Source organism: Methylobacterium dankookense (assembly GCF_902141855.1).
GTDB lineage: Bacteria > Pseudomonadota > Alphaproteobacteria > Rhizobiales > Beijerinckiaceae > Methylobacterium > Methylobacterium dankookense.
Genome location: NZ_CABFVH010000042.1, coordinates 19702 through 44735, shown reverse-complemented (window position 1 = coordinate 44735; position 25034 = coordinate 19702). Strand labels below are relative to the sequence as shown.

The 25034-nt window shown below is 71.1% G+C and carries 23 protein-coding genes; 18 read left to right on the top strand and 5 right to left on the bottom strand.

Features of this window, described 5'->3' with window-relative positions; all coding sequences use genetic code 11:
- Nucleotides 1–37: 37 nt before the first annotated feature.
- A complete protein-coding gene (locus MTDSW087_RS30380; RefSeq protein WP_186383970.1) occupies nt 38–196 on the top strand; it encodes a hypothetical protein in 159 nt (52 codons plus the stop codon).
- A 120-nt stretch (nt 197–316) separates the two neighbouring features.
- On the opposite strand, the gene MTDSW087_RS23220 is transcribed toward MTDSW087_RS30380, so the two are convergent.
- A complete protein-coding gene (locus MTDSW087_RS23220) occupies nt 317–1135 on the bottom strand; it encodes an FTR1 family protein (protein WP_144767242.1) in 819 nt (272 codons plus the stop codon).
- A 496-nt stretch (nt 1136–1631) separates the two neighbouring features.
- Between MTDSW087_RS23220 and rpsF the strand changes: the two genes are divergently transcribed.
- The 14 genes from rpsF (at nt 1632) to MTDSW087_RS23145 (ending at nt 15662) form a co-directional block, all read left to right on the top strand.
- Nucleotides 1632–2108, top strand: a complete 477-nt coding sequence (gene rpsF / locus MTDSW087_RS23215; RefSeq protein WP_144767241.1) for a 30S ribosomal protein S6 — start codon at nt 1632–1634, stop codon at nt 2106–2108.
- Nucleotides 2109–2111: 3 nt separating this feature from the next.
- Complete coding sequence (rpsR, locus tag MTDSW087_RS23210; protein WP_066921788.1) at nt 2112–2363, top strand: 30S ribosomal protein S18; 252 nt, start codon at nt 2112–2114, stop codon at nt 2361–2363.
- Between the two features lie 206 nt (nt 2364–2569).
- Nucleotides 2570–3592, top strand: a complete 1023-nt coding sequence (locus MTDSW087_RS23205) for a DUF2232 domain-containing protein (RefSeq protein ID WP_144767240.1) — start codon at nt 2570–2572, stop codon at nt 3590–3592.
- A gap of 33 nt (nt 3593–3625) precedes the next feature.
- Complete coding sequence (gene rplI, locus MTDSW087_RS23200) at nt 3626–4198, top strand: 50S ribosomal protein L9 (RefSeq protein ID WP_144767239.1); 573 nt, start codon at nt 3626–3628, stop codon at nt 4196–4198.
- 358 nt (nt 4199–4556) lie between these two features.
- The gene (locus MTDSW087_RS23195; RefSeq protein WP_144767238.1) at nt 4557–6044 is read left to right on the top strand and encodes a replicative DNA helicase; all 1488 of its coding nucleotides are present in this window, start codon (nt 4557–4559) and stop codon (nt 6042–6044) included.
- A gap of 114 nt (nt 6045–6158) precedes the next feature.
- Nucleotides 6159–6635 carry a DUF29 domain-containing protein gene (locus MTDSW087_RS23190; protein ID WP_186383969.1) on the top strand — a complete coding sequence of 159 codons (477 nt, stop codon included), beginning with the start codon at nt 6159–6161 and terminating at the stop codon, nt 6633–6635.
- 2 nt (nt 6636–6637) lie between these two features.
- Nucleotides 6638–7741, top strand: coding sequence for an alanine racemase (alr, locus tag MTDSW087_RS23185; protein WP_144767248.1), 1104 nt, complete (start codon nt 6638–6640; stop codon nt 7739–7741).
- Between the two features lie 375 nt (nt 7742–8116).
- Entirely contained in the window at nt 8117–9541 is a 1425-nt protein-coding gene (radA, locus tag MTDSW087_RS23175; protein WP_144767236.1) for a DNA repair protein RadA, read from the top strand.
- Nucleotides 9542–9662: 121 nt separating this feature from the next.
- The gene (locus MTDSW087_RS23170) at nt 9663–10829 is read left to right on the top strand and encodes a GGDEF domain-containing protein (protein ID WP_144767235.1); all 1167 of its coding nucleotides are present in this window, start codon (nt 9663–9665) and stop codon (nt 10827–10829) included.
- A gap of 164 nt (nt 10830–10993) precedes the next feature.
- Nucleotides 10994–11599, top strand: coding sequence for a CvpA family protein (locus MTDSW087_RS23165; protein ID WP_144767234.1), 606 nt, complete (start codon nt 10994–10996; stop codon nt 11597–11599).
- Nucleotides 11600–11762: 163 nt separating this feature from the next.
- Nucleotides 11763–13238, top strand: a complete 1476-nt coding sequence (purF, locus tag MTDSW087_RS23160) for an amidophosphoribosyltransferase (RefSeq protein WP_144767233.1) — start codon at nt 11763–11765, stop codon at nt 13236–13238.
- Between the two features lie 4 nt (nt 13239–13242).
- Nucleotides 13243–13998, top strand: a complete 756-nt coding sequence (locus MTDSW087_RS23155) for an SDR family NAD(P)-dependent oxidoreductase (protein ID WP_186383968.1) — start codon at nt 13243–13245, stop codon at nt 13996–13998.
- Nucleotides 13999–14047: 49 nt separating this feature from the next.
- Nucleotides 14048–14458: a dihydrofolate reductase gene (locus tag MTDSW087_RS23150; RefSeq protein WP_142582982.1), complete on the top strand. Its 411-nt coding sequence runs from the start codon at nt 14048–14050 to the stop codon at nt 14456–14458.
- Nucleotides 14459–14513: 55 nt separating this feature from the next.
- Complete coding sequence (locus tag MTDSW087_RS23145; protein WP_144767232.1) at nt 14514–15662, top strand: carboxylate-amine ligase; 1149 nt, start codon at nt 14514–14516, stop codon at nt 15660–15662.
- Here the strand turns inward: MTDSW087_RS23145 and MTDSW087_RS23140 are convergent.
- Both MTDSW087_RS23140 and MTDSW087_RS23135 read right to left on the bottom strand, forming a co-directional pair.
- The gene (locus MTDSW087_RS23140; RefSeq protein ID WP_144767231.1) at nt 15637–16557 is read right to left on the bottom strand and encodes a sulfite exporter TauE/SafE family protein; all 921 of its coding nucleotides are present in this window, start codon (nt 16555–16557) and stop codon (nt 15637–15639) included. The genes MTDSW087_RS23145 and MTDSW087_RS23140 overlap by 26 nt on opposite strands.
- Before the next feature lie 353 nt (nt 16558–16910).
- Nucleotides 16911–18032: a DUF2336 domain-containing protein gene (locus tag MTDSW087_RS23135; protein WP_144767230.1), complete on the bottom strand. Its 1122-nt coding sequence runs from the start codon at nt 18030–18032 to the stop codon at nt 16911–16913.
- Nucleotides 18033–18297: 265 nt separating this feature from the next.
- Here MTDSW087_RS23135 and MTDSW087_RS23130 point away from each other — a divergent pair, with 265 nt between their 5' ends.
- A complete protein-coding gene (locus tag MTDSW087_RS23130; protein ID WP_144767229.1) occupies nt 18298–18492 on the top strand; it encodes a YqaE/Pmp3 family membrane protein in 195 nt (64 codons plus the stop codon).
- 243 nt (nt 18493–18735) lie between these two features.
- On the opposite strand, the gene MTDSW087_RS23125 is transcribed toward MTDSW087_RS23130, so the two are convergent.
- On the bottom strand, nt 18736–19200 hold the full coding sequence (locus tag MTDSW087_RS23125; protein ID WP_144767228.1) for an Rrf2 family transcriptional regulator: 465 nt from the start codon (nt 19198–19200) through the stop codon (nt 18736–18738).
- Nucleotides 19201–19296: 96 nt separating this feature from the next.
- Here MTDSW087_RS23125 and hmpA point away from each other — a divergent pair, with 96 nt between their 5' ends.
- Nucleotides 19297–20535 (top strand): NO-inducible flavohemoprotein, encoded by a 1239-nt coding sequence (hmpA, locus tag MTDSW087_RS23120; protein ID WP_144767227.1) that lies wholly within the window; start codon nt 19297–19299, stop codon nt 20533–20535.
- A 211-nt stretch (nt 20536–20746) separates the two neighbouring features.
- Here the strand turns inward: hmpA and MTDSW087_RS23115 are convergent, their stop codons facing one another.
- Complete coding sequence (locus MTDSW087_RS23115) at nt 20747–21382, bottom strand: TetR/AcrR family transcriptional regulator (protein ID WP_144767226.1); 636 nt, start codon at nt 21380–21382, stop codon at nt 20747–20749.
- Between the two features lie 221 nt (nt 21383–21603).
- Between MTDSW087_RS23115 and MTDSW087_RS23110 the strand changes: the two genes are divergently transcribed.
- Nucleotides 21604–25017 (top strand): acyl-[ACP]--phospholipid O-acyltransferase, encoded by a 3414-nt coding sequence (locus MTDSW087_RS23110; RefSeq protein ID WP_144767225.1) that lies wholly within the window; start codon nt 21604–21606, stop codon nt 25015–25017.
- The last annotated feature ends 17 nt before the right edge of the window (nt 25018–25034 follow it).

Genomic DNA, 25034 nt, shown 5'->3' with positions numbered 1-25034 from the left:
CGCCGGATCATGGAACCCTCATACGGGAGGGATTCGGATGGACCGGCTGTATCGCGGCATCGAATCGGGCCTGCTCGGCCTCGGCTTCTGCCTCAGCTTGGCCGCCTTCGTGGCGCTGAGCGCGCCGCGCGAGATGGGGCTGCAGGTCGCCGTCACCCTGCCGATGCTCTCGGTGACGGCCGATATCGCCAACTGATACCGCGCAGTGCCTGAGCGAAGGCGACATCCGCCATCCCGAAGGGATCACCCGGATGTCGTATGAAGAGCCCGCCGCGACGGGCGCGGCGGGCTCTTGATTGCTCCCGGTGATGCCGCCTTACGAGGCGGCCCGCGCCGGCTTGCCCTGTGCTGTGGCCGACTTGCCCCGGGCGAGGTAGGTCGCGAGGCAGGCGAGCGCGATCAGGGCCAGCGCGGCCTGCGTGCCGAGCGCCTCCCAGCTCCCGTTGAAGCCGATGCTGCTGACGAAGCCGGGTACGCCCTCGTCGTGGAACGGGATGATCGTCTGCTCCTGGAATTCCTGGAAGGCCTCGCCGACGAGCTTCAGCCCCATCACGAACAGGAAGGCCGAGGTGATGACGAACATCGGCCGGAGCGGCAGGCGCAGCGCCAGCCACTGCATGGCGACGAACATCGCGGCGAGCGCCAGGGCCGCCACGCCGAGCCCCGCGAAGAGCGAGCCGTCGAAGCCGCTGTTGCTCTTGGCGAGGGCGTGCAGGAACAGGATCGTCTCGGCGCCCTCGCGGAAGACCGCCAGGAAGGCGATGCCGGCGAGCGACAGCACCGTGCTCGCCCCGAGCGCCCGCTCGGCCAGGCGGTTCAGGTCCGCCTGCCAGGCCTTCGGATCCTGCCGCACGAAGAGCCAGCCGCTCATGTAGAACATCAGCACGGCGGCCGCGAGCATCACCGCCGCCTCGAACAGGTCGTTGTGGTTGCCGTCGAAATAGGTTTCGAACACCCAGGCCATGCCGAGGCTCGCGACCACGGCGGCGCCCGCGCCGGCATAGACGGGCGTGATCTTGTCCGCGGCACCGGCCCGGCGCAGGAAGGCGGCGAGCGCCGCGATGATCAGCAGCGCCTCCAGCCCTTCCCGGAACAGGATGGTGAAGGCCTGAACGAACGTCGAGCCGTCCGCCATGATGGATCTCCAGATTGGAAGCGTTAAAAACAAGACCGGCGACGACGAGGACGGTCTTTCAAAGATTGGAACTGTTCTGAAGAGCGCGTTCGACCGCCCGAAGACTTGAGGTCCGCGGACGATCTGCTTGTCGACGCCTGCCTAGTCCCAACCCGATGCTGCGGCAAGGTGCGGGCGCGCGGGGCCCATGCGAAAAACCGGCACAGGGCGGCCATGCCGCCGCATCGCGGCCTGGAATCCGGCAGGCCTCTTGCCAGGGGAGAGAAAACCGACTATGCGCCGGCCCTCACGTTCGCTCCGGCCGGGGGCTGAACGGACGGTGCCGTCCGCGGCACAGGGTCTTCCCGATCCGTCGTCCCGTGTCTCCGCCTTCGATCAACCGCTCGGGCCATCATCACGGCTCGAAGGGCTTGGCGCCGGGCAGACGTGAACGAACCGGCCCGGCCAGCGCGCATCGTCACGCAATCTGGGCCTCATCCACGATGAAAGGCCCGAAATGCCTCTCTACGAGCACGTGTTCCTGGCGCGCCAGGACGTGACGTCCCAGCAAGTCGAAACGATGATCGACGCCTACAAGGGCGTCATCGAGCAGAACGGCGGCAGGCTCGAGAAGATCGAGATGTGGGGCGTCAAGTCCCTCGCCTACCGTATCAAGAAGAACCGCAAGGCCCACTTCACGCTCCTCAACATCGATGCCCCGCCGGCGGCCCTCGCCGAGATGGAGCGTCAGATGCAGATCTCCGAGGATGTGCTGCGCTTCATGACGATCCGCGTCGAGGAGCTGGAGCAGGAGCCGTCCGCGATGATGCAGAAGCGCGACCGCGACGACCGCAAGGATCGCGAGCGCGGCCGTCGCCGTGACGACGAGGGCTTCGGTGGCGGCTTCGGCGGCGACCGCGACCGTGGTGACCGCGACCGCGGCGATCGTGGCGACCGGGGCGACCGGTCCGAGCGCAACTTCGGGGAGAACTGAGCCATGGCTTTCGGTGCTGGTGGTGGCGGCGGCCGTCGTCCCTTCTTCCGTCGTCGCAAGACCTGCCCGTTCTCCGGCGCCAATGCGCCGAAGATCGACTACAAGGACGTGAAGCTCCTGTCCCGCTACGTCTCGGAGCGCGGCAAGATCGTGCCGAGCCGCATCACCGCGGTCTCGGCCAAGAAGCAGCGCGAGCTCGCCCAGGCGATCAAGCGCTCCCGCTTCCTGGGCCTGCTGCCCTACGTCATCAAGTAAGCCTTCTCCCTCCCCCTTGCGGGGAGGGGCCGGGATGGGGGTGGCGCAGGCGGCACCGCGACGCTCGATCCTGCACCATCCCCACCTCCAACTCCTCCCCGCAAGGGGAGGAGAGCTTCCTCGGCGGTCCCCCCGGGCCGTCATCGTTGGGGCGCAGAGCGCCTCTAACCCCGGCCGCGACGCGGATCGGCGGGACAGCGGAACCCATGACCCAGTATCTCGGAATCGGCATCGGCGCGGGCCTCGTCTCGGCCCTCCTGTTCGGCGTTCTCCTCAAGGGGACGCTGCTCGCCTTCGTGCTGAACCTCGTCTCCCCCCTCCCGATCCTGATCGTCGGCCTCGGCTGGAGCCATCGCGCCGCCCTCGTCGCGGCGGTGACGGGCAGCCTCGCCCTGGCGCTCGCGGTCTCGGCGCCGCTGGGCCTCGGCTTTGCCGCCTATCTCGCGCTGCCCGCCTGGTGGCTCGCCTATCTCGCGCAGCTCGGCCGTCCGACCGAATCGGGGGCGATGGAATGGTACCCGACCGGGCGCCTGCTCGCCTGGGTCGGCGGCACCGCCGGCATGGCCGTCGTCGTCATCGCGCTCCTGTCCTCGCCGAATCACGCGACCTACGAGGCGCAGATGCGCGAGCTCGCCGGCACCATGGTCCGGATGCAGATGCGCGAGCCCGCGGCCCAGGCCGACACGTCCAAGCCCGACACGAGCAAGACCGACGAGGCCAAGCCCGGTGCCGGCACGGGCGGCTCCGGCGAGCGGGCGCCCGGCCCGGCCGAGCTTCAGGCCGAGCTCGCCGACGCGATGGCCCGGCTGATCCCGGGGATCGCCGCGACCGGCCTCGCGCTGCTCCTCGTCTTCTATCTCTGGGCCTCGGCCCGGATCGTGCGCGCCTCGGGCCGGCTGCTGCGGCCCTGGCCGGACATCCCGGCGACCGCCATGCCGCGGCAGGTGCTCGGCCTCCTCGCGGGCGCCGTGATCCTCAGCTTCGCGCCGGGCTATGTCGGCGTGCTCGGCACGGCGCTGATCGGCTCGCTCTGCGCCGTCTTCGCCCTCCAGGGGCTCGCCGCCTTCCACGACCGCAGCCGCGGCCGGCCGGGGCGCGGGGCGCTGCTGTTCGGCCTCTACCTCATCCTCTTCGTGACCCAGGGCATCGCCCTCGTCGCGCTGACCCTGTTCGGCCTCGCCGATACCGCCCTCAACCGCCGCCGCCCCCGGGGCGGCACCGCGACCTGAGATCCTCGACAACGCAAGACAAGGACTAGACCCATGGAAGTGATCCTCCTCGAGCGCGTGGCCAAGCTCGGCCAGATGGGCGAGACCGTGAAGGTCCGCCCGGGCTTCGCCCGCAACTTCCTCCTCGCCCGCGGCAAGGCGCTGCGCGCCACCGAGGCCAACAAGAAGCACTTCGAGACGCAGCGCGCCCAGCTCGAGGTGCGCAACCTCGAGCGCAAGAAGGACGCCGAGGCCGTCGCCGAGAAGCTCAACGGCCAGAGCTTCGTGCTGATCCGCCAGTCGGGCGAGACCGGCGTGCTCTACGGCTCGGTCTCCACCCGTGACCTCGCCGAGGTGGTGACCAAGGAGGGCTTCACGGTCGAGCGCGGCCAGTTCGTGCTGAACCAGCCGATCAAGACGCTCGGCCTGCACACCGTCCCGGTGGTGCTGCACCCCGAGGTCGAGGTGTCGGTCACCGTCAACGTCGCCCGCAGCCCCGAGGAGGCCGAGCGCCAGGCCCGCGGCGAGACCGTGACCGAGCGCGAGACCTTCAACCTCGACGACCTGGGTCTCGAGGTCGGCCAGGCGCTGGCCGAGGCCGGCGAGGGCGCCGACGACCGCGGCTGAGTCTTCTCCGTGGTGCGAGGGCGCAAGCGCCCTCGCGTCCCGGCGCATGGGCGCCGACGCGCGGTCGCGCTTGCGCCCTCCGGGCGGGAGCCGCGACACGAGACGTCGGCGCCAGGGGCAATCCACAGCGATCCCGTCCCGGCCGGTGGAGAACGGGGACCGTTGCCCGCGAGGGTTGACAGGTTCTTAATTTGTTCCAGCATGAATGCCCGTCGCTTCCCCGAGCGGCGGGCGTTTTTTTGGCGTTCGGGTCCCGGGGGCCGCGGCTAAGCATCGGTCAACCATGCCGGTGCCATGGTCGGCGGATAACGCCTCAAACCGCGCGGCCCGCATGGGCCCGCCTGATCGGAGCGAGCCGATGGCCCTGCCCAATGCCCTGACGGCCAAGCTCGAAGCGGTGCAGGCGGAGTACCGCGTCCAGCCGCACAACATCGATGCGGAGCAGGCGCTGCTCGGCGCCATCCTCGTCAACAACGACGCCTATTACCGCGTCTCCGACTTCCTGCTCGCCGAGCACTTCATGGAGGATGCGCACCAGCAGATCTTCCAGGTCGCGGTGTCGCTGATCAAGGCGGGCAAGCTCGCCACGCCCATCACCATGAAGACCTATCTGGGCGATGCCGATTTCGGCGGCCAGACGGTGTTCCAGTACCTCGCGCGGCTGGCCGCCGACGCCACCACGGTCATCAATGCGGGCGAGTACGGCCGCACCATCTACGACCTCGCCATCCGGCGCCGGCTGATCACCATCGGCGAGGACCTCGTCAACGGCGCCTACGAGGCGCCCGTCGAGCTCTCGCCGCGCGACCAGATCGAATCGACCGAGCGCCGGCTCTACGAGCTGGCGGAGGCGGGCCGGTACGACGGCGGCTTCCAGAAGTTCTCGGAGGCGCTGACCACGGCCATCGACATGGCGGCCAAGGCCTACCAGCGCGACGGCAAGCTCTCCGGCATCGCCACGGGGCTGACCGACCTCGACTCCAAGATGGGCGGCCTGCAGCCCTCCGACCTGATCATCCTCGCGGGCCGGCCCGCCATGGGCAAGACCTCGCTCGTCACCAACATCGCCTTCAACATCGCCAAGGCCTACCAGGGCGAGAAGGCGCCGGACGGCAGCACGAAGACCGTCAACGGCGGCATCGTCGGCTTCTTCTCCCTCGAAATGTCGGCCGAGCAGCTCGCCACCCGCATCATCGCCGAGCAGTCCGGCGTGCCCTCCTACAAGATCCGCCGCGGCGACATCCGGCCGGAGGACTTCTACAAGATCACCGACGCCGCCCGGGACATGCAGACGATCCCGTTCTACATCGACCAGACCGGCGGCATCTCGATCGCCCAGCTCGCCGCCCGGGCGCGGCGCCTCAAGCGCCAGAAGGGCCTCGACCTCCTCATCGTCGACTACCTGCAGCTCCTCTCCGGCTCCTCCAAGAAGGGCGACAACCGCGTGCAGGAGATGACCGAGATCACCACCGGCATGAAGGCGCTCGCCAAGGAGCTCGCCGTGCCGATCATCGCGCTCTCGCAGCTCTCCCGTCAGGTCGAGAACCGCGACGACAAGCGCCCGCAGCTCTCGGACCTGCGCGAATCGGGCTCGATCGAGCAGGACGCCGACGTGGTGATGTTCGTGTTCCGCGAGGAGTACTACGTCGGCAACAAGAAGCCGCGCGAGGGCACCGAGGAGTTCTTCGCCTGGGAGGCGGAGATGCAGCGCGTGCACGGCAAGGCCGAGGTCATCATCGGCAAGCAGCGCCACGGCCCCACCGGCACGGTGGAGCTGCAGTTCGACGCCAACATCACGCGCTTCTCGAACCTCGCCCAGACCGACCGCCTGCCCGAGCATATGTGAGCGCGACCGGGCCGAATGCTGCACTGGGTTCGTCGCAGAAGCGGATCGGACCGGAGTGACCGGATACCGACACGATGTGCTATGGTTCGATCGAGCGGAGAGTGGAGAGGCGCCGTGGCGGCTCCGAGGCGGATTGCAGCCGACGACACGCGGTACGATGCGGATGTGTCGGCATGGGCATTCGAGCAGGCGGATCATCTACGCGCCGGGCGCTGGTCGCGTCTCGATGCCGCGCATCTGGCCGATGAGATCGAGGCCTTGGCCCGCAGCGAGCGTCACGCTCTGACGAGCGCCTTGCAGGTGATCTTGCTGGATCTTCTCAAGTGGGATCATCAGCCTGCCCGCAGGACGAGAAGCTGGGCAACCTCGATCCGCACCCAACGCCTCGCCGTGCTCGACGGCCTGGAGGACAATCCGAGCCTGAGACCTCAGGGTGGCGATCTCGTCGCCCGCGCCTACCGCCGAGCCCGCATCGAAGCCGCGTCCGAGACGCATCTGCCGGAGGCGATCTTCCCGTCCGCCTGTCCCTATGCGTTCGAGGAGATCATGACACGCGCGATCGTCTGGCCCCCCGAGGGTGGCGAGGTCTGAGCATCTCGCCGCCTCCATCGCGGGAGACCGCTGCGTCGGCAGGCCACGGCGCGCGCCTCACCGTCGATCTCGGAGCGATCGTCGCGAACTGGCGTCGCCTCGGCGCCGAGGCGCCGGGCATCCCGTGCGCCGCCGTGCTCAAGGCAAACGCCTATGGCTGCGGCCTCGCCACGGTCGCGCCCGCTCTGTGGCGGGCGGGCTGCCGCACCATCTTCGTCGCCCATCTCGCCGAGGGCGAGGCGGCGCGCGCCGTCCTGCCCGAGGCCGTGATCTACGTTCTGAACGGCCTGCCGCCGGGGGCGGGCCCGGCCTTCGTCCGGCGGGACCTCCGCCCCGTCCTCGGCTCGCGCGCCGAGATCGAGGAATGGGCGGCGCTCTCGCAGGGGCTGCTGCCGTCGGCGCTCCACGTCGATACCGGCATGAACCGGCTCGGCCTCTCGGTCCCCGAGGCGCTGGCGCTCGCCGGCGAGCCGCGCCTGAAGGCCGCGGGCATCGACCTCGTGATGAGCCACCTCGTCAGCGCGGAGAGGCCGCAGGAGGCGGTCAACGCCCGCCAGATCGCCGCTTTCGCAGGCCTGCGCGCCGCCTTCCCCGGCATCCCGGCCTCGCTCGCCAATTCCTCGGGCATCTTCCTGGGGGGAGGCGCCCATCACGACCTGCTGCGCCCGGGCTACGCCCTGTTCGGCGGCAATCCCTGCCCGGGCGCGCCCAACCCGATGCGGCCGGTGGTGCGGCTGGAGGCCGAGATCGTGCAGGTGCGCGACGTCGAGGCGGGCGCGGGCGCCGGCTACAACGCCCGCTGGATCGCCCCGGGGCCGCGGCGCCTCGCCACCCTGTCGGTCGGCTATGCCGACGGCTATCCCCGCTCCGCCAGCGGGCGCGGCCAAGCCCTCGTCGGCGGCGTGGCCTGCGCGATCCTCGGGCAGATCTCCATGGATCTCATCATCCTCGACGTCACCGAGGCGCCCGAGGCCCGCCGCGGTGCCCCGGCCGTGCTGATCGGGGACGCGCTCGACGTGGACGCGGTGGGGCAGGCCGCGGGCACGATCGGCTACGAGATCCTGACCGGGCTGGGTTCCCGATATGTTCGCGCTTATGTAGAGTGATATCGTTTTTCGGCTGATCGAGTCGGATCAAGCGGATCCCCCTCTCCCCGCGCGCGGGGAGAGGCCTGCCTGCACCTCGTCGTGCAGGCAGGAAGCGGAGGCGCAGCCGGAGTGGCGGTGAGGGGGCGACTCCGGAGGAGACTCCATCGGAACCGCCCCCTCACCCCCGGCTGCCGCCTTGTCGCGACGACGACGCGGTCGTCGCGACCCTCTCCCCGACCGATCGCGGGCTTGCCCGAGATCGGCACTGTGGAACCGAAGTCGGGCAGGCCCGACTTCGGGCGGGGAGAGGGGATCGATCCGCTGAATCGAGCCGCCCACCGGGAACGATGCGCGGTGGCCCGACCGTGCTGGCTCATCGACCTGCGGATTCACATGGCCAAGATCCAACAGACCTTCGTCTGCCAGTCCTGCGGGGCGGTCTACAACCGCTGGCGCGGGCGCTGCGAGGCCTGCAACGGCTGGAACACGATCGTCGAGGAGATCGCGGGCGGCCCGGGCCAGGCGGGGCCCGCCGCGACCCGGCCGGCGCGGGCGCGCGGCCGCGTCTTCCCCCTCGAGGGGCTGACCGGCGAGGCCAAGCAGGCGCCGCGCACGCCGTCCGGCATCGCCGAGCTCGACCGCGTCACCGGCGGCGGCTTCGTGCGCGGCTCGGTGATCCTGCTCGGCGGCGATCCCGGCATCGGCAAGTCGACGCTGCTCATGCAGGCCTCCGCCGCCATGGCCGCGACGGGGGAGCGCGTCGCCTACATCTCCGGCGAGGAGGCGGTGGGGCAGGTGCGCCTGCGCGCCGAGCGCCTCGGCCTCGCCAAGCACCCGGTGGAACTCGCCGCCGAGACCAATGTCGAGGACATCGTCGAGACCCTGTCGCAAGGGAAGCCGCCGGCGCTCGCGATCATCGATTCGATCCAGACCATGTGGACCGAGACCGTCGAATCGGCCCCGGGCACGGTGACGCAGGTGCGCTCCTCGGCCCAGGCGCTGATCCGCTTCGCCAAGACCACGGGCACGGCGGTGATCCTCGTCGGCCACGTCACCAAGGACGGGCAGATCGCGGGCCCGCGCGTCGTCGAGCACATGGTCGACGCGGTCGCCTCCTTCGAGGGCGACCAGGGCCATCATTTCCGCATCCTGCGCGCGGTGAAGAACCGCTTCGGCCCCACCGACGAGATCGGCGTGTTCGAGATGACGGATGCGGGGCTTGCCGAGGTGCCGAATCCCTCCGCCCTGTTCCTGGCCGCGCGCGACCATCAGGCGGCCGGCACCGCGGTCTTCGCCGGCATGGAGGGCACGCGGCCGCTCCTCGTGGAGATCCAGGCGCTGGTCGCGCCCTCGGCGCTCGGCATGCCGCGCCGCGCGGTGGTGGGCTGGGACCCGAACCGGCTCTCGATGGTGCTGGCGGTGCTGGAGGCCCATGGCGGCATCCGTCTCTCCGGCCACGACGTCTATCTGAATGTCGCGGGCGGCCTGCGCATCACCGAGCCCGCGGCCGACCTCGCGGTGGCGGCGGCCCTGGTCTCCTCGCTCTCCGGCGCGGCGCTCCCGCCCGAGACCGTCTATTTCGGCGAGATCGGGCTCTCGGGGGCGATCCGGCCGGTGGCGCAGGGGGCGGCCCGCCTCAAGGAGGCGCAGAAGCTCGGCTTCGCCAAGGCCCTGATGCCGCAGGGGCGCGAGACTGCCGACCGGGCGCTCGCCACCGAATCGCTCCGCCACATCGCCGACCTCGTGGCCGGCATCGCCGCGAGCGGGCCGAAGCGGGGACGGCGCAGCAACGCGCCGCGCTACGAGGAGGCGGATTGACGAGGCCTCCGGCAAGGAAGCCTTAACCACGGCGGCGATGCCGGCGCGGGTGGATGCCGGATTTAAGGGAACCGTTGCCTGCTTCCTGTAGGGTTCGTGGTCTGGGGCCTCGACGCGAGCGATGCAGATCGATCTTCCGACCCTCTGGTACCTGACCATCGGGACGCTCCTGCTCTCCGCGGCGATGACGCTGTGGGAGCGGCAGGCGCATCCCCGGCGCGCGCGCGAGCTCGGCCTCTGGGCCGGAGCCTGCCTCGTCTTCGCGCTGGGCTGCGTGGTCGCGATGAGCCGCCAGCACTTCCCCGGCGTCACCGGGGCGGCGCTCACCAATCTCCTGATGGTGTCGGGCTACCTGCTGGTCCTGCAGGGCGCGGCCTGGCTCGACGGGCGGCCGCGCCTCCTCCGCCCGGCCCTGGCGCTCGCGGGCCTCGCCCTCGTCTGGGCGATCGCCGGCACGCACTTCCCCGCCGCCTTCTGGAACCACGTCGCCGCGCTGCCGATCGCGCTGGCCTCCGGGCTGACCGCCTGGACCCTGCTGCGCAGCCGCACGGTCCGGGGCCTGCGCTCGCGGCCGGTCGCCGTCGCGGTCTCCGCCGGCCACGGCCTGTTCTACCTGCTCCGGGCGCTCGTCGCCCCCGTCCTCGTCGCGGCCTACGGGGAGGCGTTGCTGCCGGTCTTCGCCAAGGTCACGATGTTCGAGGCCGTGCTCTACTCGGTCGCCATGCCGATGGCGTTCCTGGCGCTCGTCCGCGAGGAGGCGCAGGGGCGGCTGCTCGCGGCCTCGCGGACGGACCACCTCACCGGGCTCCCCAACCGCCACGGCTTCTTCGAGGATGCCGGGCGCATCCTCGTCGCGCAGGCGGCAGACCGGCCCGTCTCGCTCCTCGCCTTCGACCTCGACCACTTCAAGGCGATCAACGACCGCCACGGCCATGCCGCGGGCGACGCGGTGCTCCGGCTGTTCGCGGAGGTGGCGCGGGACATGGCCGGGCCCGACGCCGTCCTCGTCCGCCTCGGCGGCGAGGAATTCGCCGCGCTCCTGCCCGGCGCGGGCGGAGGATCGGCCCGGCAGGTCGGCGAGCGCATCGCGCAGCGCTTCGCCGCGGCGGCGGCGCGGCGCGACGGCCTCGACATCCCGGCGACCGTCAGCATCGGGCTGGCCGAATCGCGCTCCGGCCCCGGCGACCTGCCGTTGCTCCTGTCGGCCGCCGACCGTGCCCTCTACCGGGCGAAGGCGCTCGGGCGGAACCGGATCGAGGTGGCCGAGCCGGCGCGCGCCGCCGCCTGACGGGGCAGGGCCGGCCTCCGTCCCGCCCGCCACGTCCCGATGCGGGACGCAATCCCCGCGCAAGGGTGACGGCCGAGGTTCGGCGCGATATACAGGCGCCGCGGCCCCGGGGAGCCGCACTCGACTGTTCGCGTGGCCGATCCCTGGACGACCCGATTCCGCTGATGCCGTTCTCCATCCTCGATCTCGTCGTGCTCGGCATCGTGGTGATCTCCGCGCTGCTCGCGGCCGTGCGCGGCGTGACCCGCGAGGTCCTCGCCATCATCGCCTGGGTCGCCGCGGCGGCGGTCGCCTGGAAGCTCCACCCGATGCTTCTGCCGACCGTGAAGCAGCACGTCTCCAGCGACACCGTGGCCCTCGTCGCCTCGATCGCGGCGATCTTCCTCGGCACCCTGATCGTCGTCTCGCTCATCACCGTGAAGGTCTCGGACGTGGTGCTCGATTCGCGCATCGGCGCCATCGACCGCTCGCTCGGCTTCCTGTTCGGCGCCGCCCGCGGCTTCCTGATCTGCGTGATCGGTTGGGTGTTCCTGTCCTGGCTGGTGCAGGGCAAGGTGCCGGACTGGGCCTCGCAGGCCCGCTCGCGCCCGATGCTGGAGCAGTCCGGCGACGCGCTGGTGGCGCGGCTGCCCGAGAATCCGGAAGGCTTCCTGAAGCAGTTCAAGAAGCCGAAGGTCGACACCCCGCCGAACGAGCCCGTGGAAGCACCCGCCGAGGATGCGCCCCAGCGCCGCAGCGACGGCGGAGCCACGACGGCGCCGCGACGCTGATCTGCGCATGCCGGCGCTTGGTTGGCCGGGCAAGAACCCTTAAGTAACCGGCTGTTCACGCGAGCCGGTGGAACGATTCCATGAAAGGGGCCGGAAGGGCCCCGGCCCAGGAATCCGGCGCGCGCCGCCGGATTCCGGCGGCAACCAGGGATCGACCTTGAGCATGTCCTACCGCGCCGTTGTCCCGCCCACCGCCGATTTCGACCTCGATGGCGATACGCTGCGCGAGGAGTGCGGCGTCTTCGGCATCTTCGGCCATCCGGATGCCGCCGCGGTGGTCGCGCTCGGGCTCCACGCCCTGCAGCATCGCGGCCAGGAGGCGGCGGGCATCGTCTCCTTCGACGGCGAGGTGTTCCATTCCGAGCGCCGCCCCGGCCTCGTCGGGGACTCCTTCTCGGACGGCGAGACCATCGCCCGGCTGAAGGGCCGCGCCGCCATCGGCCACGTGCGCTACTCGACCACCGGCGGCACCATCCTGCGCAACGTGCAGCCGCTCTTCGCGGAGCTCGCCAGCGGCGGCCTCGCGGTGGCGCATAACGGCAACCTGACCAACGCCCTCTCGATCCGCCGCGACCTCGTGCGGGACGGCGCCATCACGCAGTCGACCTCGGATACCGAGGTGATCCTCCACCTCGCCGCGCGCTCGCGCAAACCCCGCATCATCGAGCGCTTCATCGACGCGCTCCAGGCGATCCAGGGCGCCTACGCGATCGTGGCGCTGACGAACAAGAAGCTGATCGGCGCGCGCGACCCGCTCGGCATCCGCCCCCTGGTGCTCGGCGAGCTGGACGGCCGTTACCTGCTCGCCTCCGAGACCTGCGCCCTCGACATCATCGGCGCCAAGTTCGTGCGCGACGTCGAGAACGGCGAGATCGTGGTGATCTCGGAGGAGGGGATCGAGTCGATCCGCTTCGCCGAGAAGAAGCCGCTGCGGCCGTGCATCTTCGAGTACATCTACTTCGCCCGGCCGGACTCGGTGGTGAACGGCAAGAGCGTCTACGCGGTGCGCAAGAACATCGGTCACGAGCTGGCGCGCGAGACCGCGGTCGAGGCCGACGTGGTGGTGCCGGTGCCCGATTCCGGCGTGCCGGCGGCCCTCGGCTTCGCGCAGGAGACCGGCCTGCCCTTCGAGATGGGCATCATCCGCAACCACTATGTCGGCCGCACCTTCATCCAGCCGACCCAGTCGGTGCGCGAGCTCGGCGTGCGCATGAAGCACTCGGCCAACCGCGCGGCCATCGAGGGCAAGCGCATCGTGCTCGTGGACGACAGCCTCGTGCGCGGCACCACCTCGGTGAAGATCGTGCGCATGATGCGCGAGGCCGGCGCCCGCGAGGTGCATTTCCGGATCGCGAGCCCGCCGATCACGCATCCGGACTTCTACGGCATCGACACGCCGGAGAAGGAGAAGCTGCTCGCGGCCACCCACGACCTCGAGGGGATGCGCAAGTATATCGGCGCCGACTCGCTCGCCTTCCTCTCGATCCCGGGGCTCTACCGGGCGATGGGCGAGGAGGCGCGCGACGGCGCCTGCCCGCAATACACCGACCATTGCTTCACCGGCGACTATCCGACGGGGCTGACGGATCTGGCCATCGCCGGGCCGAAGCGCTTCGCGCTGCTCGCCGAGGCGGACTGATTTCATGACCGATCCCATCGTGGGCAAGAGCCTCGACGGCCGCGTGGCCGTCGTCACCGGCGCCTCGCGCGGCATCGGCCGCGCCGCGGCGCTCGCGCTGGCGGAGGCCGGCGCGCACGTGATCGCGGTGGCGCGCACGCAAGGGGCGCTGGAGGAGCTCGACGACGCGATCCGCGCGCGCGGTTCGAGCGCGACCCTCGTCCCCCTCGACCTCACCGATTACGACGGGATCGACCGGCTCGGCGCCGCGATCAACGAGCGCTGGAAGCGCCTCGACGTCGTGGTGGGCAATGCCGGCATCCTCGGCAACCTGATGCCGGTGGGGCACGTCACGCCGAAGGTCTGGGACCAGGTGATGGCGATCAACGTCACCGCGAACTGGCGCCTGATCCGCTCCTTCGACCCGCTGCTGCAGATGTCGGATGCGGGCCGCGCGATCTTCGTCTCGTCCGGTGCGGCGGCGAAGTGCCGGGCCTATTGGGGGCCGTACGCCGTCTCCAAGGCGGCGCTCGAGGCGCTCGTGCGCACCTACGCGGCCGAGACCGTCAACACGAAGATCCGGGCCATGCTCCTCAATCCGGGGCCCCTGCGCACCAGCATGCGCGCCGCGGCGATGCCGGGCGAGGACCCGCTGACGCTGAGGACGCCGGAGGATCTCGCGCCCCATCTCGTGCGCCTCGCCGCGCCGGACTGGAACGAGACCGGCAAGATCTACGATTTCCCCAGCGACCGGGTTCAGGAGTTCCGCATCCCCGCGTAAGGGAGAGCGGGCCGAGCCGGCCCGTTCCTCCTGTTCCAGGGTGCGTTCCATGATCGACGTCCGCTGCATCTGCGCCATCGGCCAGCGGGGCCAGCTCGGCCTCAACGGGCACCTGCCCTGGGAGGGCAACACCGATCCGCTCTTCGTCGAGGACGTGACGCGCTTCTTCGCGCTGACCATGGGCCACGTGCTGATCGCCGGCCCGAAGACGGTGGCCTCGGTCCCCGAATTCGCCTTCAAGGACCGCACCATCGACGTGATCCGCTCGCACGAGGATCCGGAACAGGTGCTCAAGCGCTATCCCGGCCGGCGCATCTTCGTCGGCGGCGGCATCGCGGTGTGGAACGTCTACGCCCCCTACATCCAGCACTGGGACGTGACGCGCCTGCCCTATGACGGCGAGGCCGACCGCTGGTTCGACCCGGCTTGGCTGGTGGGCGGGCCGCTGCGCACGCCGTAGGGCGGCACCTTTCGCATCCCTCGCGCGTTGCGCGCACGCGTCCCCGAGGGTTTCGATGAGTTCAGCGTCCTACCGCTTCGGCATCGAGGAAGAGTATTTCCTGGCCGATGCCGAGACCCGGGGCACGCCCCGGCGCTCGGTCAAGCCGTTCCACGTGGAGGTGGCCGAGCGCCTGCCCGAGACGGGGCGCGAGCTGCTGCAATGCCAGGTCGAGGTCTGCACGCCGCCGGTGACGGATTTCGCCGCCGCGCACGAGAGCCTCGCGGGCCAGCGCGCGGCCCTCGCCGACCTCGCCGCCAAGCACGAGCTCCTCGTCTTCGCGGCCGGCACGCATCCGGTGGCCGACTGGGCGCGGCAATTGCCGACCAAGGGCGACCGCTACCGCGGTATCCTGCGCGATGTCGGCCTGGCCGGGCGGCGCAGCCTGATCTGCGGCATGCATGTCCATGTCGAGGTGCCGGAGCCGGCGGCGCGCATCGACCTGATGAACCGGCTGCTGCCGTTCCAGCCGCTGCTCTTCGCCCTCTCGGCCTCGTCGCCCTTCTGGCAGGGCAAGCCGACGGGGTTGCTGGCCTATCGCCTCAGCGCCTTCGGGGAATTGCCACGCACCGGCCTGCCGGAGCTGTTCGCGGGGTTCGAGGCCTACGAGCGCTACGTCCGCATCATGACGCGGGCCGGCTCGATCCAGGATCCGAGCTTCCTGTGGTGGTCGCTCCGGCCCTCGATCAAGTTCCCGACGCTGGAGCTGCGCATCGCCGATTCCTGCACGCGGCTGGAGGATGCGCTCACCATCGCCGCCCTGTTCCGCTGCCTCGTGCGGCTCGCCGTGCGCCGGCCGGATCTCCATGCCGGGCTCGACGGCGTCTCGCGGGCGCTCGCCGAGGAGAATCTGTGGCGGGCCCAGCGCAGCGGCGTCGGGGCCGAGCTGATCGACGAGGCACGAGAGGAGGCCCTTCCCTACGCCCGGACCCTCGACGACCTGCTCGACCTCGTCGCCGAGGATGCGGCGGCCCTGGGCTGCGCCCGCGAGGTGGCCCATGCCCGCACCATCGTCGCGGAGGGCACCAGCGCCGACGCGCAGGTCGCCGCCTTCGAGGCTGCGCGCGAATCCGGGCTCACCAACCGGCAGGCCCTCGACGCGGTGGTGGACTGGCTCTCCGAGATCTCGCGGGGGCGCGTCAGCGCAGCAGCATCAGCAGGTTGAAGGCGCTCAGCCCGACGATCAGCAGGCCGACCGTGATCATGAGGGCGCGGGGCGGCAGGGCACGCACCAGCAGCGCGGCGAACGGCGCGGCGAAGAGGCCCCCGATCACGAGCCCGGCGATGGTCGTGACCGCGGTGAGGCCGCCGAGCAGGGTCAGGGAGAGGCCGCTCGTCACCGCCACGAAGAACTCGGCCGCGTTCACCGAGCCGATGGTGGTGCGCGGGTCCTGGCCACCGCCGACGAGGGAGGTGGTCACCACCGGCCCCCAGCCGCCTCCGCCGACCGCGTCCACGAAGCCGCCGGCGAGCGCCAGCGGCGCGACATAGGTCGGCGGCTTCCGGCGCAGGCGGACCGTGCCGAACGCCTTGATCAGGATGGAGAGCCCCATGACCAGCAGGTAGGCGGTGATCCAGGGCTTGAGCGTGTCGCCCGCGACATTCGTCAGCAGGTACGCGCCCCCGACGGCCCCGGCCATGCCGGGCAGCAGCAGGCGCCGGAACAGGGCGCGGTCGACATTGCCGAGCCGCCAGTGCGACAGGCCCGAGAAGCCGGTGGTGAAGATCTCGGCCACGTGCACCGAGGCGGAGGCCGCGGCGGGCGGCACGCCGGCCGCGAGCAGGAAGCTCGTCGAGGTGACGCCGTAGGCCATGCCGAGCGCCCCATCGACCACCTGCGCGAACAGGCCGACGGCGGCGGCGATCCAGAAGGCGCGGTCGGAGAGCGTCGCGCCGGCCGCGCGGGCGGCGCCCGCCCAGTCGCCGCTGCCATAGACCTCCACCGCGACGACGATGCCCACGAGCAAGGCCGCGGCGAGGCCCGCCGCCACGAGCCGGGCCTGGCCGTTCGAGAGGCGCGCCGTCTCGGGCGCGGCCGCAGCGGGATCGGATGACGACATGGACGGTCCGGCACGGGGATGGGCGCCGGGAGATAGCCGCCCGGCCCGTCCCTGCAAGGGGCAGTCTCTACGACATCCGGGTGATCCCTTCGGGATGGCGGATGTCGCCTTCGCTCAAGCGCCGCGCGGGCTTGCTGATACCGCGTCCGGTCTGATCAACCGGACACGGTATCAGACGACATCCGGGTGATCCCTTCGGGATGGCGGATGTCGCCTTCGCTCAAGCGCCGCGCGGGCTTGGCCGAGACCGCGTCCGGGCTGATCAACCGGACGCGGTCTCACCCGGTGGGCGGGCGTCCTACGCGATGGCCCGGGGCCCGGTCGAGCGGGGAGCGAACGCCCGGGCAGGCACCTCAGGACGTCTTGCGCAGCCGCGTCGGCAGGGCGGGCCGGGCTGCCGGGCGCTCGGCGGCCGCGGCGCGGAGCTTCGCCGCCTCGGGGGCGTGGTGCGGCTGGTAGGCCTCAATGGGGCCGGCGCGGTCGCGCAGGCTCTGGTCGGTCACCGCCGCGACGAGGTCGCGGGCCGCCGCGCGGCTGGTGGTGCGGAACAGGCGCACCAGCTCGAACACCCGCTCGGCCGAGCGGGCCACGCCCTCGTTGAGGGTGAGAAAGACGTAGACCGCCTCCTCCTCGTGGAGGTCGACGGCGCGCAGGCACAGGGTAATCAGGTCGTAGCGGCTGCCGGGATCGGCGGCGGCGGTCAGGAAGTCGCGGGGCAGGCCCAGCGCCTCGGCGAGCGCGCCGACGAAGCCCGTCACGTCGCGCGCCGCCGACAGGCCGGTGAGGACGGGCCCGAGCCCGCGCGGCGGGGGCGGGCAGGGCCGCAGGGCCGCGGTCGCCTCCACGCTCTCGCAGATCGCGTCGCGGCGGATCGGGTCGGCATGGAGGAAGAGCGGCGCCATCTCCGCCGCCGAGAGATCGGGCCGGGTGAGCAGCAGGTGGGCGAGGTCCGGGTCCCGGCGGCCGCGGCGGACGAGGTCGTCGGCGGCCCGGCCGCGCAGGGTGATGCCGGTATTGGCCGCGAGCACCCGGTCGATCGCCGGCTCGGCCCGGCGGGCCAGATCCTCGACGGTGGCGCGCTCCAGGCCCGGCCGGGCGGCGATCGCGCCCGCGATGTCGGCGCCGTCGGCGAGCGCCGCCTCGATCAGGCGCGGGGTGAGATGGGGCACACCGGCCACCACGGCGTCGCGCACCGGGCCGCCGCGGGCGGCGAGGGCGGCGAGGACGGGCTCCGGGGTGCCGGGAAAGGGGCCGAGCTTCTCGGCGACGATCAGGGCCGTCTCGTCGTCCACGGTCGGGATCAGGCCGCAGGCCAGCGCCTCGAAGGAATCCCGCTCCGCCCGGTCGCGGCTCTCCGCCTGCACGAACAGATCCGTCTGCACCCGCAGGATCACCGGCTTCAGGTCGAGATGCGCGACGCGCGACAACTCGATGAGCCCGGACAGGTCCGGCGCAGCGTCGACGGAAGGGGGCATGGCACTTCGGATACGCAGGACTGAGGCTAACCGCAGGCTAACGAGACCGGCGTGAATCGATCTTTAAGCGGGGCCGCGGCGTGTCGTGCCGTCCTGCACCAGCCGCCCGGATCCAAGTGGAATCGCCTCTGACAAAACAATTTCAAGTTGTGATCGATCGAAGGAGGATCAACCTCGTGTCGCTTCTCCCCAGCTCGGCCGCAATGACACGGCCAAGCTTGTCCCCCGATCGGGGGCTGCCGATCCGGCCATACGAGGTTGGACCATGATCTTCGTCGCCGTGTTTCTGCCCTGGCTCGCCCTCATCCTCCGGGGCCGGCCCTTCCAGGGCATCCTCTGCCTCATTCTCCAGATCACGCTGATCGGCTGGCTGCCCGCCGCGATCTGGGCGGTGCTCGTGGTCAACAACGACAACCAGGACCGCCGTCACCGCGAGATGCTGAACGCGATGCAGCGGTAGGAACGCCGCGCGGGTTTGTTCGAGCGGTCCTCGAAGGAGCCCTCCAGCAGGCTCCGAGATCCCGTGATGCCATTTCCGGGTGATCGCTTCGGCGGTCCACACGCGCCCCCCTCTCCCCGCCCGGATCTCGGGCCTGCCCGAGATCCGCACCGGGGAACCGAAGTCGGGCAGGCCCGACTTCGGGCGGGGAGAGGGGATCCGCGGTGGCCGATACGATGAACCGGAGACCGTGCGGGACCTCCGTCAGGCCGTGACGGGCGGCTTCACTTCAGTGGCGGGGAGGCCGAGCAGGGCCGCGAGCTCGGGCCCGGATCCGTCCTCGATCAGGTCCGCCAGGGTGTAGCGGTCGAGGATGCCGAGGAAGGCGGAGAGCGCCTCACCCAGGATCCGCCGTAGCCGGCAGGGGGCCGTGATGGCGCAGGCACCCTCGCCGAAGCACTCGACGAGGGCGAGGTCCTCCTCGGTCAGGCGCACCACCGCGCCGATGCCGATCTCCGCCGGGGGCTTGGCCAGCCGCAGGCCGCCGCCGCGCCCGCGGATGGTGCGGACGAGCCCGAGCCGCCCGAGCTGGTGCACCACCTTGGTCAGATGATTCTCGGAGATGCCGTAGGCGCGCGCGACCTCGGCGATCGAGCTCTGCCGCGGCTCGTTCAGGCCGACAAAGATCAGCGTGCGCAGGGCATAGTCGGTGTAGCGGGTCAGGCGCATGTCAACTCCGGTATGCTCCTTAAGGTACGCCTCGCTTGCACCGTTTTCACCGCCCCGCTAAAAGGTTTATGTCAAATGCACCTTTGAGAGTCGACGATGCCCACCCCACTTGCCCCGGCCACCATCGCCCTCGTCAAGGCCACCGTTCCGGCGCTGGAGGCGCACGGGTTGACGATCACGCGACGGATGTACGAGCGCCTGTTCGAGAACGCGGAGATCCGCGACCTCTTCAACCAGTCGCATCACGGCGAGACCGGCTCGCAGCCGAAGGCCCTGGCCCAGGCTGTGCTGGCCTATGCCCGCAACATCGACAATCTCGGCGTGCTGGCGGGCGCGGTCGAGCGCATCGCGCAGAAGCACGTCGCCCTCAACATCCTGCCCGAGCACTATCCGCACGTGGCCAACGCCCTGCTCGGCGCGATCGGCGACGTGCTCGGCGAGGCCGCGACGCCGGAGATCGCGGCCGCCTGGGGCGAGGCCTATTGGTTCCTCGCCGAGATCCTGATCGGGCGCGAGGCGGCGATCTATCGCGAGCAGGCGGCCAAGCCCGGCGGCTGGAACGGCTGGCGCGACTTCCGCGTGGAGAGCGTGACGGCGGAGAGCGAGACGATCCGCTCCCTCGTTCTGGTGCCCGTCGACGGTGCGCCGGTGCTGCGCCACGAGCCGGGGCAGTATCTCGGCTTCCTGTTCGACCTGCCCGGCCACGGCGTGCTGAAGCGCAACTACTCGATCTCCTGCGCGCCGAACGACCGCGCCTACCGCATCACGGTGAAGCGCGAGGGCCGGCCGGGCGAGCCCGCGGGCATCGTCTCGAACTGGCTGCACGAGACGGTCGCGCCCGGCACGGTGCTGAAGGTGGCGCCGCCCGCGGGCGACTTCGTCCTCGACCGGGACGGCGAGGCGCCGGTGGTGCTGGTCAGCGGCGGCGTCGGGCTCACCCCGATGGTGAGCATGCTGGAGACGGTCGCCGCCACCGCGCCGGGCCGCCCGGTCTGGTTCGTGCACGGCGCCCTGAACGGCCGGGTCCACGCCCTGCGCGAGCGGGTCCGTGCCCTGACCGATGCCAATCCGAACCTGCGCCGGCAGGTCTTCTACGCCGAGCCGGTGGCCGAGGATCGCGCGGGCGAGCATTACGACGCGTCGGGCCTGATCACCGCGGACTGGCTGGTGCGGCACACGCCGCATGCGGCGGCGACCTATTATCTCTGCGGCCCCAAGCCCTTCCTCACCGCCCTGGTGAACGGGCTCCTGCGCCGCGGCGTGCCGGCCGAGCGCGTGCGCTACGAGTTCTTCGGCCCGGCCGACGAGATCCTCGAGGCGCCGCTCGCGGCCTGATCCGGTCTCCGGTTCATCGGATCGGCCACCACGGATCCCCTCTCCCCGCCCGAAGTCGGGCCTGCCCGACTTCGGTTCCCCGGTGCGGATCTCGGGCAGGCCCGAGATCCGAGCGGGGAGAGGGGGGCGCGCGCTCCCGGCCGAAGCGATCAGCCAGAAATGGTATCAATCGCCGTCCGCCGGAGGCGTTGATTCCGATCCTGGGTCGGGATCAACGCGTTTCGGCATGAGACGCGCCCGCCCCGAGCACCCGGCCCACCAGCATCCGGGCGAGCACCCGCGGCGTCTCCGGCGTCAGCGCCGCGAGCTTGCCGGAGGTCGAGAGGGCGGCGAGCCCGTGGAGCGCGGCCCAGAGGGCCGCCACCACCCGCTCGCGCTCGGCCGGATCCGGGAGGAGGGGGGCGAGAACCCGGCCGACGAGGCCGGTCGCCTCCGCCAGCGCCCGCGGATGCTCCTCGGGAATCGCCGTGCCGGGCGCCGGCACGTATTCGTGCACGAGGCTCCACACCGCCGGATCCGAGGCCACGAAGGCGAGATAGGCCTCGGCCAGGGCCAGGGCGTTGGCCTGCGGCGGCGCCTCCGGGTCGAGGGCCGCTTCGAGGGCCGCGTGCAGCCGGGCGATGGTGCGCGCGTTCACCCGCAGCACCACCTGATCGAGATCGCCGACCGCGTTGTAGATCGAGTTCGGCGCGTAGCCGATGGCCGCGGCGAGCGGGCGCATGCCGAGCCCGCGCAGCCCCGATTCCCGGACGATGCCCTCCGCGGCCGCCGCCACCAGGGCCTGGAAGCCTGCCCGGTCGTGCTCGCCCCGCGGGCCCGCCGCCCGCGTCCGCCGCGGCTTTCCCATGCGTCTCCCTCCGGAACCCGTGCGCCCCCGCACCCGGCGGACGCGTAGATTGCACGGCGTGCAAAATCAAGCTTGCGGAGGATCCGGCGCGGCGTAATTTGAACGTCGTGCAAACAGGCGGGAAGGCCGGCTTCCGTGAAACGGAGCGTTGGGACCTTCCGCCCGAGATTTGACGCAACCATACGCGCTGGGCCAGTCATGGCGCAGCCGGAGAGACCGCCATGTTCCGATCGCTGATGACCGCGCGGCGTTTCGCGCCGCTGTTCTGGTGCCAGTTCTTCTCGGCGTTCAACGACAATTTCCTGAAGAACGCCCTCGCCTTCCTGATTCTGTTCAAGGTCGGGCAGGAGAGCGGCGGCCATGCCGGCGTGCTCGTCACGCTGGCGAGCGCTGTGTTCATCGGGCCGTTCTTCATCCTCTCCGGGCTCGGCGGCGAGCTCGCCGACCGCTACGACAAGGCGCTGATGGCGCGCCGGCTCAAGTTCGCGGAGATCTTCGCGGCGGCCACGGCCGTGCTCGGCTTCGTGCTCCACTCGGTGCCGGTGCTGTTCGTGGCGCTCGGCCTGTTCGGGGTGATCGCGGCCCTGTTCGGCCCGATCAAGTACGGCATCCTGCCCGACCACCTGAAGCGCGAGGAGCTGCCCGCCGGCAACGCGCTCGTGGAGGGCGCGACCTTCCTGGCGATCCTGCTCGGCACCATCGTGGCGGGGCTCGCCAGCGCCATGGGCGGCTCGGGCCTCGCCTTCGGCGCCCTGATCATGGGCTTCGCCGTGCTGTGCTGGCTCTCGGCCCGGATGATCCCGGCCACCGGCGAGGGCGCGCCGGACTTGCACGTCGACCGCAACGTCGCCCGCTCCACCGCGGCGCTCCTGCGCGACATCTGGGCCGATACCCGGCTCTGGCGCGGCTCGGTCATCGTGAGCTGGTTCTGGCTCGTCGGCGCGGTGGTCCTGTCGCTGCTGCCCGTCCTGGTGAAGGAGCGCTTCAACGGCTCCGAGACCGTGGTCACGCTGCTGCTCGCCGTGTTCTCGGTGGGCATCGCGCTGGGCTCCGGCCTCGCCTCCTGGCTGGCGAGCGGGCGCATCGTGCTGCTGCCGACCCCGGTCGGCGCCGTGCTGATGGGCGTGTTCGGCCTCGACCTCGCCTGGACGGTGGCGAGCCTGCCCCCGGCCTCCGGCCCGATGCTGGACGCGTTCGGCTTCCTCGGCACGGCCGAGGGCCTGCGCGCGGCGATCGACTTCCTGGGCCTCGCGACGGCCGGCGGCCTCTACATCGTGCCCTCCTTCGCCGCGGTGCAGGCCTGGACCGACAAGGCCAAGCGCGCCCGGGTGATCGGCGCCGTCAACGTGCTCACCGCCGCCTTCATGGTGGGCGGCACCCTGGCGCTCGCCGTCCTCCAGGGCCTCGGCCTCTCGATCGCGACGCTGCTCGCGCTGGTGGCCGTGCTGAACCTCGTCGTCGGCGCCGTGATCTTCGCGACCCTGCCGACGAGCCCGTTCCGCGACGCGCTCTCGATCCTGTTCCGGGCCTTCTACCGGCTGGAGGTGCGGGGCCTCGAGAACGTCGACAAGGCGGGGCCGAACGCCATCGTCGCGCTCAACCACGTTTCCTTCCTCGATGCGCCGCTCGCCCTGTCGCTCCTCGACACCGAGCCGGTCTTCGCCATCGACCACGGCATCGCGCAGCGCTGGTGGGTGAAGCCCTTCCTGAGGATCACCAAGGCGATGCCGCTCGATCCCACGCGGCCGCTCGCCACCCGCACGCTGATCAACGCCGTGAAGAGCGGCGAGACGCTGATCATCTTCCCCGAGGGCCGGCTCACCGTCACCGGCAGCCTGATGAAGGTCTATGACGGCGCGGGGCTCATCGCCGACAAGTCCGGCGCGATGGTGGTGCCGGTGCGGATCGAGGGGCTGGAGCGCACCGTGTTCTCGCGGCTCTCGCGCAGCCAGGTCCGCCGCAAATGGTGGCCGAAGGTGGTCGTCACGATCCTGCCCCCGGTGCGGCTCGAGGTCGATCCGGCCCTGAAGGGCAAGGCGCGGCGCCAGGCGGCGGGCGCGGCCCTCTACGGGATCATGTCGAACCTCGTCTTCCGCACCACCGACTTCGACCGCGGCGCCATGCAGGCGCTGTGCGAAGCCGGCGAGCGCCACGGCTGGCGGCGCGTCGCGGTGGAGGACCCGGTCACCGGCTCGCTCACCTACGGCCGCCTCGTGATGGGCGCCAACATCCTCGCCCGCAAGCTGATGCCGCTCTGCGCGCCGGGCAAGGCGATCGGCGTGATGCTGCCGAACGCGAACGCGGCCGCCGCGACCTTCTTCGCGCTCAATTCCAGCGGCCGCGTGCCGGCGATGATCAACTTCTCGGCGGGCGCCGCCAACATCCTCTCCGCCTGCAAGGCGGCGGAGGTGACGAAGATCCTCACCTCCCGCGCCTTCATCGAGAAGGGCCGCCTCGGCGCCATGGTCGAGGAGGTCGGCCGGCAGATCGAGATCGTCTACCTGGAGGACGTGCGCGCCACGATCGGCACGGGCGACAAGATCCGCGGCCTGCTCTCGCCCCGCGCGCCGCTGGTGCGCCGCCGCGGCGACGATCCGGCGGCGATCCTGTTCACCTCCGGCTCCGAGGGCGCGCCGAAGGGCGTGGTGCTCGCCAACCGCAACATGCTGGCCAACACCGCGCAGGTGGCCGCCCGGATCGATTTCGGGCCGACCGACAAGGTCTTCAACGTGCTGCCGGTCTTCCACGCCTTCGGGCTGACGGCGGGCCTCGTCCTGCCGCTGGTCTCAGGGGTGCCGGTCTATCTCTACCCGTCGCCGCTGCATTACCGGATCGTGCCGGAGCTGATCTACGGCTCGAACGCCACCGTCCTGTTCGGCACCGACACCTTCCTGCGCGGCTACGCCAAGGCCGCCAACGCCTACGACCTGCGCTCCCTGCGCTACGTCGTGGCCGGTGCCGAGGCGGTGAAGGCCTCCACCCGCCAGACCTGGTCCGAGAAGTTCGGCCTGCGCATCCTGGAGGGCTACGGCGTCACCGAGTGCGGGCCGGTGGTCGCGCTCAACACGCCGATGTTCAACCGCTTCGGCACGGTCGGCCGCATCCTGCCCGGCATCGAGTGGCGGCTGGAGCCGGTGCCCGGCATCGAGGAGGGGGGCCGTCTCTCGGTGCGCGGCCCCAACATGATGCTGGGCTACCTGCGCGCCGACAAGCCCGGTGTGCTGGAGGCCCCCCCGGAGGGCTGGCACGACACCGGCGACATCGTGGCGATCGACCCCCTCGGCTTCGTCACGATCAAGGGCCGCGCCAAGCGCTTCGCCAAGATCGCGGGCGAGATGGTCTCGCTCGCCACCGTCGAGGCGCTCGCCGCAGAGCTGTGGCCGGAGATCCCGAGCGCGGTCGCCGCGGTGCCGGACGCGCGCAAGGGCGAGCGGCTGATCCTGTTCACCGAAGCCAAGGATGCGACGCGGGCCGCCTACCAGAGCTTCGCCAAGGGCCGCGGCGCGCCGGAGATCGCGATCCCCGCCGAGGTGGTGGTGCTCGACAGGATCCCGATGCTCGGCACCGGCAAGGTCGATCAGGTCGGCGTGGTGAAGCTCGCCCGCGAGCGCGCGGCGCAGGCCGAGGCGGCGTGAGGGGGGCGGGGCCTTCG